At 71.8% G+C, this 13239-nt stretch carries 12 protein-coding genes and 1 pseudogene; 7 read left to right on the top strand and 6 right to left on the bottom strand.

All coding sequences use genetic code 11. The annotated features are described in order from the left end of the window. Positions 1-92: 92 nt before the first annotated feature. The 3 genes and pseudogenes from H5411_RS47830 to H5411_RS27265 all read left to right on the top strand — a co-directional run. Positions 93-1042 (top strand): annotated as a pseudogene (locus H5411_RS47830) (CoA transferase); the annotation flags it as partial. Continuing rightward, positions 1040-2404: a CaiB/BaiF CoA transferase family protein gene (locus tag H5411_RS48555; protein WP_376772232.1), complete on the top strand. Its 1365-nt coding sequence runs from the start codon at positions 1040-1042 to the stop codon at positions 2402-2404. The pseudogene H5411_RS47830 and the gene H5411_RS48555, both read left to right, overlap by 3 nt. Before the next feature lie 101 nt (positions 2405-2505). Beyond that, complete coding sequence (locus tag H5411_RS27265; RefSeq protein WP_183125453.1) at positions 2506-3432, top strand: LysR family transcriptional regulator; 927 nt, start codon at positions 2506-2508, stop codon at positions 3430-3432. Between the two features lie 49 nt (positions 3433-3481). Here H5411_RS27265 and H5411_RS27260 read toward each other — a convergent pair whose 3' ends face one another. The 5 genes from H5411_RS27260 to H5411_RS27240 all read right to left on the bottom strand — a co-directional run bounded on the left by H5411_RS27260 (position 3482) and on the right by H5411_RS27240 (position 8740). Next, positions 3482-3910 (bottom strand): MarR family winged helix-turn-helix transcriptional regulator, encoded by a 429-nt coding sequence (locus H5411_RS27260; protein WP_101439163.1) that lies wholly within the window; start codon positions 3908-3910, stop codon positions 3482-3484. Between the two features lie 33 nt (positions 3911-3943). After that, on the bottom strand, positions 3944-5140 hold the full coding sequence (locus H5411_RS27255) for a CaiB/BaiF CoA transferase family protein (RefSeq protein WP_183125452.1): 1197 nt from the start codon (positions 5138-5140) through the stop codon (positions 3944-3946). Positions 5141-5405: 265 nt separating this feature from the next. Beyond that, the gene (locus tag H5411_RS27250; protein WP_220817540.1) at positions 5406-5558 is read right to left on the bottom strand and encodes a hypothetical protein; all 153 of its coding nucleotides are present in this window, start codon (positions 5556-5558) and stop codon (positions 5406-5408) included. Positions 5559-5639: 81 nt separating this feature from the next. Beyond that, positions 5640-7472, bottom strand: coding sequence for an FUSC family protein (locus H5411_RS27245; RefSeq protein ID WP_183125451.1), 1833 nt, complete (start codon positions 7470-7472; stop codon positions 5640-5642). 86 nt (positions 7473-7558) lie between these two features. Then, the gene (locus H5411_RS27240; protein WP_183125450.1) at positions 7559-8740 is read right to left on the bottom strand and encodes an FAD-dependent monooxygenase; all 1182 of its coding nucleotides are present in this window, start codon (positions 8738-8740) and stop codon (positions 7559-7561) included. Positions 8741-8874: 134 nt separating this feature from the next. Between H5411_RS27240 and H5411_RS27235 the strand changes: the two genes are divergently transcribed. Next, positions 8875-9342 (top strand): MarR family winged helix-turn-helix transcriptional regulator, encoded by a 468-nt coding sequence (locus H5411_RS27235; protein ID WP_183125449.1) that lies wholly within the window; start codon positions 8875-8877, stop codon positions 9340-9342. A gap of 6 nt (positions 9343-9348) precedes the next feature. Here the strand turns inward: H5411_RS27235 and H5411_RS27230 are convergent, their stop codons facing one another. Continuing rightward, positions 9349-10251, bottom strand: coding sequence for a hypothetical protein (locus H5411_RS27230; RefSeq protein ID WP_183125448.1), 903 nt, complete (start codon positions 10249-10251; stop codon positions 9349-9351). Positions 10252-10347: 96 nt separating this feature from the next. Here H5411_RS27230 and H5411_RS27225 point away from each other — a divergent pair, with 96 nt between their 5' ends. From H5411_RS27225 to H5411_RS27215, 3 genes are read left to right on the top strand one after another with little or no spacing between them, the layout of a single operon-like run. Beyond that, a complete protein-coding gene (locus tag H5411_RS27225; RefSeq protein ID WP_183125447.1) occupies positions 10348-11406 on the top strand; it encodes a peptidase dimerization domain-containing protein in 1059 nt (352 codons plus the stop codon). 10 nt (positions 11407-11416) lie between these two features. Next, a complete protein-coding gene (locus tag H5411_RS27220) occupies positions 11417-12241 on the top strand; it encodes an alpha/beta fold hydrolase (RefSeq protein ID WP_183125446.1) in 825 nt (274 codons plus the stop codon). Between the two features lie 21 nt (positions 12242-12262). Then, the gene (locus H5411_RS27215; protein ID WP_183125445.1) at positions 12263-13237 is read left to right on the top strand and encodes a pirin family protein; all 975 of its coding nucleotides are present in this window, start codon (positions 12263-12265) and stop codon (positions 13235-13237) included. Positions 13238-13239: the final 2 nt, after the last annotated feature.

Below are 13239 nucleotides of genomic sequence, written 5' to 3'. Positions count from 1 at the left end.
GGCTGGTTCCCTTGCCCGACACCTCCCCCACCGCCGACGCCTACGACCCGCCGCTGTGCGGCGTCCGCGTGCTCGACCTGTCCTCCGGCCCGATGACCGCGACCGGCCGGCTGCTGGCCGATCTCGGCGCGCGCGTCACCCGGGTCGTCCTGCCCGGCGTCACCGACGAACAGACCACCGGCCCGGTCGTCGACGGCGTCGCGATCGGCACCGCCATCGACCGGCACGGCTTCGCCCACGCCACCGCCGAACCCGGCTCGCACGGCTGGCAGCAGCTGCTGGCCGACGCCGATCTCCTGATCGAGACCACCCCGCCGGGTTCGCCCGCCGAGGAACTGCTCGACGTCCCCGGCCTGCGCACCCGGCATCCCGCGCTGGTCGTCCTGTCGATCAGCGACTTCGGCCGCGCCACGACCCGGCGGCACTGGCAGGCCACCACTCCGGTGTTCCACGCGCTGACCGGCGAACTCTCCCGCTCCGGCATCCCCGGCCGCGCTCCGCTGCTGCCGCCCGGCGAACTGCCGTACCACGTCGCCGCCGCGCAAGCCGCGTTCCAGGCGGTGAGCCTGTACCTGGACCGGCTGCGCACCGGACGCGGCGACGCATCGACTTCTCCGTCCTCGACGGGGCGATGCAGGCGCTGGACCCGGCGTTCGGCATGGTCGGCAGCGCGGCCGCCGGGGTTCCGCTGAGCGACCTTCCCCGCGGACGCACCGAAGAACGCCACCGGTACCCGATTTTCCCTTGCCAGGACGGGTATATCCGGATCTGCCTGCTGTCGCGGCGGCAGTGGCGCGGGATGTTCGAGTGGATGGGCAGCCCGACCGCATTCGCCGACCCGAAGTACGACCAGCTGCAGGAACGCTACGCGTCGCCGGACCTGCTGCCCGCGATCGGCCGGTTCTTCGCCGAACGCACCCGCGCCGAACTGGAGTGCGAGGGCCAGCGTCACGGCGTGCCCACCGCCGCGGTGCTCACGCTCGCCGAAGCCCTGCACACCGACCAGCTTGCGGCCCGCGGCTTCTTCCGTGACACCGAACTGTCGCCCGGGCTGGTCGCGCCGGTCCCGGCCGGGATCGCCGAAATCGACGGACGCCGCGCCGTCGCCGGTCCGGACACCGGCGCGCGAGTCGCCTCCGCGCCGATCCTGGCCGCTCGCCCCCGGCGCGGCGAAGGACGTCCGCTGGAGGGAATCCGGGTCCTCGACCTCGGCGTGATCGTCGTCGGCGGCGACACCGGACGGCTCTTCGGCGACCTCGGCGCGGATGTCATCAAGATCGAGAACTCCGCTTTCCCGGACGGTTCCCGCGCCGCGCTGCCCGGCCTGATGTCGCACGGATTCGCCGCCGGGCACCGCAACAAACGGGCCATCGGCGTCAACCTGCGCGATCCCGAAGGCCAAGCCCTGGTGCGGCGGCTCGTCGCCCAGTCGGACGTCGTGCTTACCAACTTCAAACCCGGCGTCCTCGCCTCCCTGAAACTCGACCGGGCCGCGTTGTCCGAGGTGAACCCGGGCATCGTCGTGGTGGACAGCTCGGCGTTCGGCCCGACCGGTCCGTGGGCGAAACGGCTCGGCTACGGTCCGCTCGTGCGCGCCGCGACGGGTCTCACCAGCGAGTGGATCTATCCGGGCGAACCGGGCACGTTCAGCGACGCCGTCACGGTCTACCCGGACCACGTATGCGCCCGGATCGGCGCGCTGGCCGCGCTGGCGCTCCTTGTCCGGCGAGAACGCAGTGCCGAGGGCGGAGCGGTGAGCGTCGCGCAATCCGAGGTGATGCTCAGTCATTTCGCGGACCGGATCGCCGCCGAAGACCTGGCCCGCCGCGGACATCGCCTGACCGAGCCCGCGCATGACGCGCCTTGGGGCGTCTTCCCGGCCGCCGGGGACGACGACTGGCTGGCCGTCACCGTCCGGAACGACGCGGATTGGGGTGCGTTGTGCGCGGTGCTGGACCGCCCCGACCTGGCGGCCGACCCCGCGTTGGCCACCCGCTCCGGCCGGGCTGCTTCCCGGGCCCGGATCGACGCGGCGGTGACCGAGTGGACGGAGCGGCGTTCTCCGTTCGCGGCGATGGATCTGCTGCAGGCCGCCGGCGTTCCCGCCGGGGCGATGCTGCGGGCGGGAGACCTGCCGGAATGGGAGCAGTACCGGGAGCGGCGGGCATTCCGGGAGGAGCTGCATCCGTACGCGGAGGAGCCGTATGTGCTCGAAAACGTGCAGATCCACGCGGCGCACGTCGCTGACCCGCCGGTGGGGCAGGCGCCGTTGCTGGGCGAGCAGACGTTCGAGATCGCGGCTGAGCTATTGGGACTAGGGGTTGCGGAGACGGCAGGTCTGATCGCGCGCGGAGTGCTGGAGGCACCGGACGAGCAAGACGGGAGCGCCGCTCGCGCCGGGTGAGCGCCGAGCTTCACCACTCCCCGGTGCCGAAGCCGTCCCGACAATCGGCCGAACCCGCCGTATGATCGCCGGAACCCGCCCGCCTCGCTGGACATTGGACGATGGAGATCGATTTCACCCGGCTGAAGTACTTCGTCGCGGTCGCCGACGAACTGCACTTCAAACGCGCGGCGGACCGGCTGCGGATCACGCCTCCGCCGCTCAGCAAGCAGATCAAGCTGCTGGAGCGCGAACTCGGCGGCCCGCTGTTCGAACGGCATTACCACGAGGTCCGGCTCACCCCGCTGGGCCAAGCGCTTCTCGGCCCGGCGCGGGCGATCCTGCGCCAGGTCGACGGTCTCCGGGACATCGCGGCGGGAGTTCTCGAGGACGGCACGCCGATCCGGATCGGGGCCACCGCGTACGCTCCGTCGGATCTGCTCGAAGACCTCGAAACCGCGGTCGGCGGGCTGGCCGTCCCGGCGACGTTCGAGGTGGCCGGTTCGGCCGCCGAAGTCACCGCGAAACTCGTGTCCGGGCACCTCGAACTCGGGCTGATCCACCTCGCGGTCGAGGACCCGCGGCTGCGCGCCCGCACCGTCGCCGAGTACCAGGGCGCGATCGCGGTCCGCGCGGACGATCCGCTCGCCTGCCGCGACCTGGTGCACATCGAAGAACTCCGCGACCGCGAGGTGGTCATCGACTTCGCCCGGCCGAACCCGCTCATCCTCGCCACGCTGACCCGGCGGCTCGCGAAACGCGGGATCCGCAACATCGTCCGCGCGGTCAGCGGACGCGGCGGTGAGCTCGAGATGGCGGCGCAGGTGTTCAACCGGCGGCTGGTCGCGCTCGTGACCTACGCGCCGGCGTCGTTCATCGGCCGGATGTTCTCGCCGCCGGAGTTCAAGCTGGTCCGGATCGACGAGGACGGCTGGGAACCGAGCAGGCTCGCGCTCGCCTGGGCCGCCGACCGCGCCGCCGGACCGCCCCGTCCGGCCGATCTCGCCGAGGACCTTTCCGCGAAACTGGGCCCGATCCGCCGCGGGTGACCACGACCCGGCGGCACCCGCACGACCGCCGATCGTCCACAATGGACTCTCAGGATTCGACGAACTTGCTCAGCAGCCGCGCGAACTCGGCGACGTCGCCGCTGGGCCAGTCCCGCAGCCGCTCTTCGAGCCGTTCCCGTTGCGCCGCACGGGTAACCGCCAGCGCGCGGTGCCCGGTTTCGGTCAGCTCGAGCCGCTGCCTGCGCGAATGCCGCGGGTCCGGGCCGCGCACCAGCAGCCCGGCGTTTTCCAGCTCCGCCAGCTGCCTGCTGACGGTCGAGGGGTCGAGCCCGTACTCCTGGGCGAGATCCGCCGCGTGCGCGCAATCCGCGAGGTCGATCGAGGACAGCATCGTGTACTGCACGAACCCGAGCCCCTCGTACAGTTCGTTCGAGCGCACCCGCGACCCGCGGGAAAAGAGGATCATCGCGCGGTGGATCGCGTCCAGGGCATCGCCGTCGCGGCCTTCTCCCGGCATGTCCCCGCATGCTAGAGATGCACCATACAACTGTCAACGCGGCCCGGCGGCGATCCCCCGGCGCAGCAGCTCTTCCGCGTCCACCCCGGCTTCTTCAAGCAGCGCACGGGTATGCGCGCCGAACGCCGGCACGTCGCCCATGCGCGCCTCGACGTCCGCGAACGTCACCGGCGGCAGCAACGCGTCGACGGTCGCGTGTTCGGTGCCGATCTTTCGCCAGCGATCGCGGGCGCGCAGCTGCGGATCGGCCACGACGTCGGCCACCTGTTTCACTTGCGCCGCGGGGATTCCCGCTTTCGCGAGCCGCTCGTCCAATTCCACTGTGGACCATCGCGCCGTTTCGGCGGCGACCGCCGCGTCGCATTCCGCGCGGTGTTCCACGCGCAGCACGTTCGTGGTGAATCGCGGATCCTCGGCCAGTCGCGGCGCTTCGAGGACCGAGGTGACCAACGTCCGCCAGCCGCTGTCGTTCTGGACCCCGATCAGCATCTGACCGTCTTTCGTCGGATACGCGTCATACGGCGCGATCGAGGCGTGGCTCAGGCCCATCCGCGCGGGCTGGCGTCCGGAGTACATCTGGCTGTACATCGCGTAGCCCATCCACTCGACGGTCGCCTCCAGCATCGACACCTCGACGGTCGCGCCCTGCCCGGTCCGCCAGCGTCGCAAGAGCGCCGCGAGGACCGCCTGCGCGCAGTACATCCCGGAGGCGATGTCGGACGTCGGGATGCCGGTCTTGACCGGGGTGTCCGGCGTGCCGGTGATGCCGATCAGCCCGGCTTCGGCCTGGACCAGCATGTCGTAGGCCTTGCGCTGCTCCTTCGGGCCGCCGGTGCCGTAGCCGGAGAGGTCGACCGCTACGAGTTCCGGGTGGTCGGCCCGCAGTCCGGCCGCGCCGAACCCGAGCCTCGCGGCCGCGCCGGGGGCCAGATTCTGCACGAAGACGTCGGCGCGGGCGATCAGGCGCTGGACGACGTCGCGGCCTTCCGCGGTCTTCAGGTCTACGGCGAGGGATTCCTTGCCGCGGTTGAGCCAGACGAAATGCGCGCCGGTGCCGTGGACGACGTGGTCGTATTCGCGGGCGAAGTCCCCGCCGTCGGCTCGCTCGACCTTGATAACGCGAGCGCCCAGGTCGGCGAGGGTGCGGGTGGCCAGCGGGGCGGCGACGGCCTGTTCGATGGAGACGACGGTGATTCCGTCCAGCGGGAGCGCGGCGGTGGCTGGGTGCATGCTGCTTACTATTACCCGGATTTCGCGGGGATGCTGTGTTGCGTGGGGCACCCCGAAGCCGGAGTGTGCTGACGGTCTGGGGGTGCTTGTCAAGGCGGGAAAGATGCCTTGACAAGCACCCCCGGACCGCCGAGGAGGCTTCGTATCGGGGTGCGGGGGTGGGGTGGGTGCCTCGATCGTTGCGGGGTCGGCGGCGGTTCGGTGGTCCGTGAAGGGCCCCCCGAGGGAATCACCTCACGGATTGCGGCGGGCCGTGATGGAAACCTCAGCCGCGCGGGTCGAAGGGGATTCCGGCGGGCTTCGACTTCTCCAGCAGGTCCGGGTACCGGCCTTCGCTGATCTTGATCGTCGCGGTGCCGAAGTCCGCGTTCGTCAGCCGGTCGCGCAGGTTGGTCGACGGCCAGCCGTCCCAGCCCACCAGGGGCGGCTAGCGCCAGTCGTGGCAGTTGCCGTTGACCGCGCCGGTGGTTTGGAGGCCCGGCGCGGGGGTGGTGGCCTTTCAGCCGGCGAGCACCTCCGCGCCGCGATGCACGCGCAGCAGGTCAGCCCGTACGAGGTCGGCCAGCAGCCGCTCCTCCTCGTCCGCCTCCACCGGACGTGCGGGCAATTCCCCGCTCCCCGCCAACGCGCCCGCAGCCGCCTCCGCGAAGGACGCCATCGTCGGCGACTGCCCGCCTCGCTGCAGCAGCGCGCCCGCCGACGCGGCGAGGCCGCGCAATCCCTCCCCGACCTCCTCCAAAGCTTCTCGTTGCTCCGACGAAGGCTCCCGGCTGCCGGGCTCGGGGCTCAGCAAGTCCTGATGTGTCCGGGCCGCCGCGCGAAACCGCAGCCCGACCTCACGCCGGCCGCCTCCGCCGCGCAACCGCTCCGCCACCGACGCGAGCAGTTCGCCAGTCTCGGAGACGGCGTCGGAAAACCGCTGCGCCACAGACGGTTTCGGCACCCCCGGAACCGCGGCGAAACCGAACAGCAGCCCGATCACCACCGCCAGCGCCACCAGCAGCAGGTACTCCACGAGCACCGACACCGCGTCCAGATGCCGCGTCGTCGCGTTCATCCCGACGCTCATCAGCACCATGCATCCGTTGAACACCATCGGCTTCACCTGCATGAACGGGAACCCGACGAGCAGCGCGACAATCCCCAGCGGCAGCAACGCCCCGGGCGGCAACAGCCACAGCGCGACCGCCAGCACCACGGCCCCGGCCGCCGCACCGGCGGCGCGCTGCCACGCCTTCGCCAGCGTGTCCCGCCATTCCGGCTGCATGAGCGCGAACGTCGTCATCAGGAACGACACCGTGAGCGGGTCGCCCGGGCGCAACGTGGCGATCACCGCCGCGACCAACATCCCCAACGCACACCGCACCGCGTGCCGCAATTGCGCGGACCGCCACGAGAACACCCCGGTCGCCTCCCGCCGCAACGCCTCGCGGACGAGATGCCGCGGGAAGTCCACAATGGACTCGTCCCGGTTCAGCACGGCTTCCCGGATCGCGAACAGCCCGGCCCACGCCTCGTCCAGCAACGCGGCGGTGTCGCCGGGCAACGCGACGTCCGGGTCGATCCGCTCGATCTCCGGCGGATCCGAAACTGTCTTGGCACGCACGGCTTCCGCCAGTGCCGCGACCTGTTCGTCCGCGGCGTCGAGCACGCGGGATACCGCCGCCGCCTGCTCCTCGCCGAACGCGCGCAGCCGATCCCGCAGCACCGCAGCCGTACCGTGGTAGCGCGCGCCTCCGGCGAGAACCCGCGCCTGCCACGCCCGCGGCCGGTCGGTCACCCAGTGCCGCACCGCTCGCTCCGCGCTGGCGCGATCCGGTCCGGCGAGCGCGTCGGCCAGCGCGGTGCGGGTCGGCTTGCCGGGATCGCTCAAGCCCATCAGCAGCCGCAGCACGAACACGACCCCGACGGCCAGCGCCGGCGCGCAGATGATCTGCACCGGGCTGGCCGCCCCGCTCAACTGGAAGCCGTAGCCGAACACCGAAGCCATGCCGAGCCCGAGCCCGACCGTCACGTACCGCGGCCCCAGCGCGGGCACCACCGCCGCCGCGAACACCACCAGCACGAGCAGCGCGATCGACGCGACCGGCGACACCTCGCCCAGCAACCGCGGCCCGGCCCCGCCGATCACGACCGCCGGAGCGAACGCCGCGAACAGCCACAGGTCCGGTCGCAACGGCCCGCCGGTGGCGGCGATGAAGCAGAACAACGCGGTCAGCCCGGCCAGCACCGCCGTCCCGCCGAGCCCGAGTGCCACTCCGAGCCCGGCCGTCCCGCCGACGACCACCAGAATCGCCGCCAGCATCCCGCCGCCGCGCGCAATCGCGTTCATCCCGCCCCGTTCCGTCACCGCGCAATGCCGCCGGGTAGCCTCGCACGCCGCGGCGGCGCGCCGGGCAGCGACTCGCCAGCAGCAGCTCAGACGGTCGCGCGCTCCGGCGGCAGCGTCAGCATGGTGTGCACCTCGGAGCTCGATTCCCCCGGCAGCCCGTCCAACGCCCGCAACGCCGCGTTCCGCGCCGCCGCTTCCTCCTCAGTTCGCGGCGACATCACCGCCGACCCGCCGGTCGCCAACGCCTGGTTGGCCTCCACGAACTCCCGCGACCGCTTCTCGTACGCCGCGAAGGCGACGTCGTGCGGAGCGTCAGCCAGCTCGTACGCGAGCAGGTACGCACCGATTATCGCGAGGCTCGAGCCCTGTCCGGACAGGAACGACGTCGCGTGCGCGGCGTCCCCGGCCAGCGCGACGCGGCCCTTCGACCACACCGGCAGATGGATCTGGCTGACCACGTCGAAGAACAGATCGTCGGCGGTGCGCATCGCCTCGACCATCCGCGGCACCTCCCAGCCGTATCCCTCGAAACGGCTCGCGACGAGGTCGCGCTGCGCGGCCGGGTCGGCGAACGCGGAGAACGGCGCGTCGGCACGGGTGAACACCAGGAACCCGTGCACCTCGTCGCTGTCGCTCGTGGCGTAGAGCGTCGCCATCCGGCCCGCGACCGCCCAGGAAACGCCCTCGTGCGACAGGCCGAGATGGTTCGGCATGGTGAATCCGGCGAAGCAGTAGCCGAGGTAGCGGTGGAACGGCCCCTCCGGCCCGAAGGCCAGCGAGCGGGTCTTCGAGTGCAGCCCGTCCGCGCCGATGACCAGGTCGAACGTCTGGCTCCGGCCGCTGGAGAAGATCACGTCGACCCCGGTGCCGCGGTCGTCCAGCGCGGCGATCGACTCCGAGAAGCGGAACTCGACGTCATCGCGGACCGCGTCGTACAACAGGCCGGTGAGGTCTCCGCGCGCCAGTTCGATGTCGTACCCCGCCGCGTCCCCGGTGAGCGCGGCCGGTTCGACGCTGTTCAGGACGTCGCCGTCCTCGTCGAGGAACGTGATCCGCCGGGTCGCGACGTGCTTCGCCCGCGCCTTCTCCTCCAGCCCCATCCTCCGCAGCACCTCGACGGCCGGGCCGCGCATGTCGATCGGATAGCCGCCGCCGCGCACCGCGGGCGCCTTCTCCACCACGGTGACCGCGAAGCCGTACCGGTTCAGCCAGTACGCCAGCGCCGGGCCCGCGATGCTCGCCCCCGAGATCAGCACACTCCTGCTCATGGTTCTCCCCTTCCCTCAGCAGGCGATAGATGCCTACCTTAGGTATCATTTTCGAGACCGGCCGGAACCGCGTCGCGCGATCCCGGTGAGCCCAACTGTATACCTAAGTTAGGTATCTAAACAAGGAGCCCGCGATGTCCTCCGTCCCCTCCCTGCTGCGGGACCTGCTCCCCCGCCTGAACGAGCTGAGCGGGACGCTGCGCCGCGGCAAGCTGTTCGAGCGCGCCGTCGAGGCCACCGGGCTCCCGCTGGAACGGCCGGCGATGAGCGTGCTCGGCATCCTCCACATCGAGGGCGCGCCGCTGCGGGTAGGCGAGATCGCGAACCGGATGAACGTCGTCGGCCCGCACGTCACGCGCCAGGTGCAGGGGCTGGAAAGCCGGGGGCTGGTGCGGCGCGTGGCAGACCCGGACGACCAGCGGGCCCGGCTGATCGAGCTGACCCCGGAGGGAAAAGCCGCGACCGAACGCTACGTCGGGGTCATCGAGGGCTGGTTCTCCGACGCGCTCAGCGGCTGGACGGCGGAAGACCGCCAGACCCTCGACCGGCTGCTGACCCGGCTGGTCGACGACCTGACGGCCCGATTGTCCGATCTGGACTGAACCGCGCTACCGCGACAGCCGCAGGAACTCCCGCTGCTCGCGGTCGTAGCGCTGGGTCAGGCCGTTTCCGTAGCGGTCCCACCAGTTCTGCGGGTGCCCGTGCTGGCGGGTGGTCGTGTCGCCGTAGATTTCCCGGTCGTATTCGATCCGGGCGTCGTGGAACCGCTGCTGGAATTCCTCCGGAGACAGGTCCCGCAGCTGCTGCACGGCGGCCGGGTCGAGGGTGCGCGCGCTCCGCACGATGTCCGCGCCGCCCATGTGGTTCAGGATCGCCCGGACGCCGCCCGCGCCGCGCATGTGCGCGCCGGACATGATCGCGGCCTGCGCGCCCGGGTCGGTGAACTCCAGCGCACCGGCGCGGCGCGCGTTGGCCGTCATCAGCTGCGCGACCACCGCGCGTTCCTCGGCGCTGCCGATCCCGTACTGCTGGCGGGCGGCCATGATCTGGTCGTAGCCGTTGTGCATGCTCTCCCGGAAGCCGTAGGCCTCGCGCACGCCGCCCTGTTCGCCGGTCGCGCCCTCCGACCGCATGATCGAATCGACGACGCGGCCATCCAGCTGCTGCGGTGCGGCACCCCCGGCGGCCGCACCGCCGCCCCCGGCTCCCCCGCCGCCGTAGCCTTGCGCCACCGCGGTGTCGGCATCGGCGTAGTTCTGCGCTGCGTGCCGCACCTTGCCGTTGACCTGTTCGATCAGCTTCACGAAATCGCCGAGCGACGACACGAGTTTCGCCTGCAGCACGGTGTTCGCCGCGGCGACCCCGCTGCCGATGCCCGCGAACGACAAGGCGTCGATCACGAGCGTCTCGAGGTCGCGGACGGCCGAGAACGCCGCGGCGCCGAGGCCCTCCACGTTCTTCACGATCGCCGACACCTCGGCCGGCAGCACCCGGTAGCTTCCCGCTGTCATGGCAGTGACCCTCGCGCACCGGCAGTGGCGCGCCAACGGCCGAATTACCCACTTCCGGCAGGGATCGAATGCCTGCCCGGTGGGTACCTGGGCGGCATGGAGTCCGACGAGGACCGGCACGACCGGACCGACCACGAGATCGAACTGCTCGCCGAGCGGCTCTGGGCCTGGTCCCGCGAGCCGGACGGCGACCAGGAGCCGGATCTCGGTCCGCTCGCGCGAGCCGGCTTCGAAATCACCGGCCGCACCGCGCGGTACGGTTCCGGACGTCCGTGCGTCGCACTGCTGCTTCCGTCCGACCGGCACCGGGAATTCGGGCACAACCTCGTCGCCGCGGCGGTGGCCGGCGCCGCGCTCGCCACCGTCCGGACGCTGGAATCCGGTTCCGTCGTCGTCACCGACCGCCCCGCCGACGGGATCGACGCGGTGCTGACTTTTCAACCCGGCGTGCACACCTGGGCCGCCGCGCCGCTCGCCGCGCGGACCGAGCTGCGCGTCACCGTGCACGGGAATTCGGGCCCAGCGCCCGAAGACAGCACCGACGCGGTCGCCGGGCTGGTGCAGGTCTTCACCGCGATCGCCGCGCTGCGGGCCCGGCTGCCGTCCGGCGCGGCGGTGCGGGGAATCGTGACGCACGGCGGGGAATCCACCGACGTGGTGCCCGATTTCGCCGAGGCCCGGTTCGGGTTGCGCGCGCCGGATTCGGAAACGCTCGGCCGGGTCGTCACCGAAGTGACCACGGCCGCCGAGGGCGCCGCGATGGCGACCGGAACCAAGGCGAACGTCGAACGGTTCGGCCCGATTCACGCGCGGTTCCACGACAATCCGGTGCTGTCCGGGCATTTCGCCCGGCATCTCGCGGCGTGCGGGATCCACGCGTCGCCGTCGGGCACCGCGGCGGTCCCCGGCCGGGCCGAGGTGGGCGACTTGAGCGTGCGGATGCCGACGATCCATCCGTCGGTCGCGCTCCACGATCCGGTGCGCGCGGTCGGCAGCCGGGCGTTCGCCGAGGCGACGGGGTCGCCGCGGGCTCGGACGGTGCTGCTCGCGACGGCGTCGGCGTTGGCCCGGACCGCGTCGGATCTGCTCGCGCATCCCGCGCTGGTCCGCCAGGCTTGGGACAATTTCGCCGACCGGGCGCGTCGGGGTGGCTAGAGTCCCCGGCATGGGGACGACTACCACCGATCTGCCGCTGCCGGACGGCCGGAACCTCCGGGTCCACGACAGTGGCGGCGACGGCTTTCCGGTGGTGTGGCACCACGGGACTCCGCAATCCGGTCGCTTGCTGTCGCCCGTCGTCGAGGCTGCGGCCGCGCGGGGCTTTCGGGTCGTTTCGTATGCGCGGCCCGGATACGCCGAATCCACTCCGGAGATCGGGCTGACGGTGGGGTCGGCCGCTGCGGACGTGCTTCAGGTGGCGGACGCGCTGGACCTGCCGCGCTTCGCGGTGATGGGAGCGTCCGGCGGCGGGCCGCACGCCCTGGCTTGCGCTGCGAAGCTGCCGGATCGGGTGACGGCGGCGGTGTGCCTCGCCAGCTTGGCGCCGTTCTCCGAGGAGTACGACTGGTACGGCGGGATGGCCGATGACAGCTCGCTGCGGGCCGCCCGCAAGGGCCGCGAAACCCGGCTGCGGCACGGAGAAACGCAGGAATTCGACCCGACGAGCTTCACCGACGCGGACTGGGCGGCCTTGCGCGGCACGTGGGAGCCGCTGGGGCAAGACGCCGGCGCCGCGTCCGACATCGCCGCGGAAGCCGACGACGATCTCGCGTACGTCGCGCCGTGGGGCTTTGCTGTCGCCGACGTACGCGTTCCGGTGCTGCTGGTGCACGGCGGCGACGACCGGGTCGTGCCGTTCCGCCACGGCGAATGGCTCCTGCGGAATCTCCCGGACGCGGAACTGTGGTCGCGTCCGCGCGACGGGCACGTCTCGGTGCTCAACGCGCTCCCGGCCGCGCTCGGCTGGCTCCGCAACCTTGTTCCCCGCTGACCGCCGGTTATCGTGTCCAGCATGAGCAACGTCGAGGCCGACCCGGCCGAACTAGCGTGCGGCGGCGACCCCGTCGCCCCCGGCAAGGTCGAGATCCTCGACGCCCGCTCCGTCCCGCTCGGCGGGCCGCGGGCGATGCCGGTCCGCCGCACGCTGCCGCAACGCCAGCGATCGCTCATCGGCGCGTGGTGCTTCGCCGACCACTACGGCCCCGACGACACCTCCGTCAGCGGCGGCATGTCCGTCGGCCCGCATCCGCACACCGGGCTGCAGACGGTGAGCTGGCTGTTCACCGGCGAGATCGAGCACCGCGACAGCCTCGGCTCGCACGCGATGGTCCGGCCCGGCGAGCTGAACCTGATGACCGGCGGGCACGGCATCTGCCACGAAGAGGTGTCGACGCCGGAAACCACGACGCTGCACGGCGTCCAGCTCTGGGTCGCGCTGCCGGACGAGCACCGGCACACCGCCCGCGACTTCCAGCACTACGTCCCGCCGGCCACCCAACTCGGCGGGGCCACCGCGCGCGTCTTCCTCGGCTCGCTGGCCGGGGAAACCTCGCCGGTGAAGACGTTCACTCCGTTGCTGGGCGCGGAAATCGTCCTCGACCCGGGAGCGGGCATCAGCCTCGACGCGGATCCGTCCTTCGAGCACGGCGTCCTGCTCGACACCGGCGAGCTCGCCTTCGCGGGCACCCCGCTGCAGCGGGCGCAGCTCGGCTACCTCGGCATCGGCGCGACCACGCTCGACCTGCACAACCCCGGGCCTGGGCCCGCCCGCGCGATCGTGCTCGGCGGGCCGCCGTTCGGCGAGGAAATCCTGATGTGGTGGAACTTCGTCGGCCGCAGCCACGACGAGATCGCCGAGTACCGCGCGGCGTGGGAGGCGAATTCCGACCAGTTCGGCGCGATCGAGCCGTACCCCGGCGGCCCGGCGCGGCTGCCCGCTCCCCCGCTGCCCGCGGTGCGGATCAAACCGCGCCGGAACCCCTCGTGAGC

It is taken from the genome of Amycolatopsis echigonensis, from assembly GCF_014174495.1.
Lineage (GTDB): Bacteria > Actinomycetota > Actinomycetes > Mycobacteriales > Pseudonocardiaceae > Amycolatopsis > Amycolatopsis echigonensis.
The sequence above is the reverse complement of the archived record's forward strand: the minus strand, read 5'-3'. Positions and strand labels throughout refer to the sequence as shown.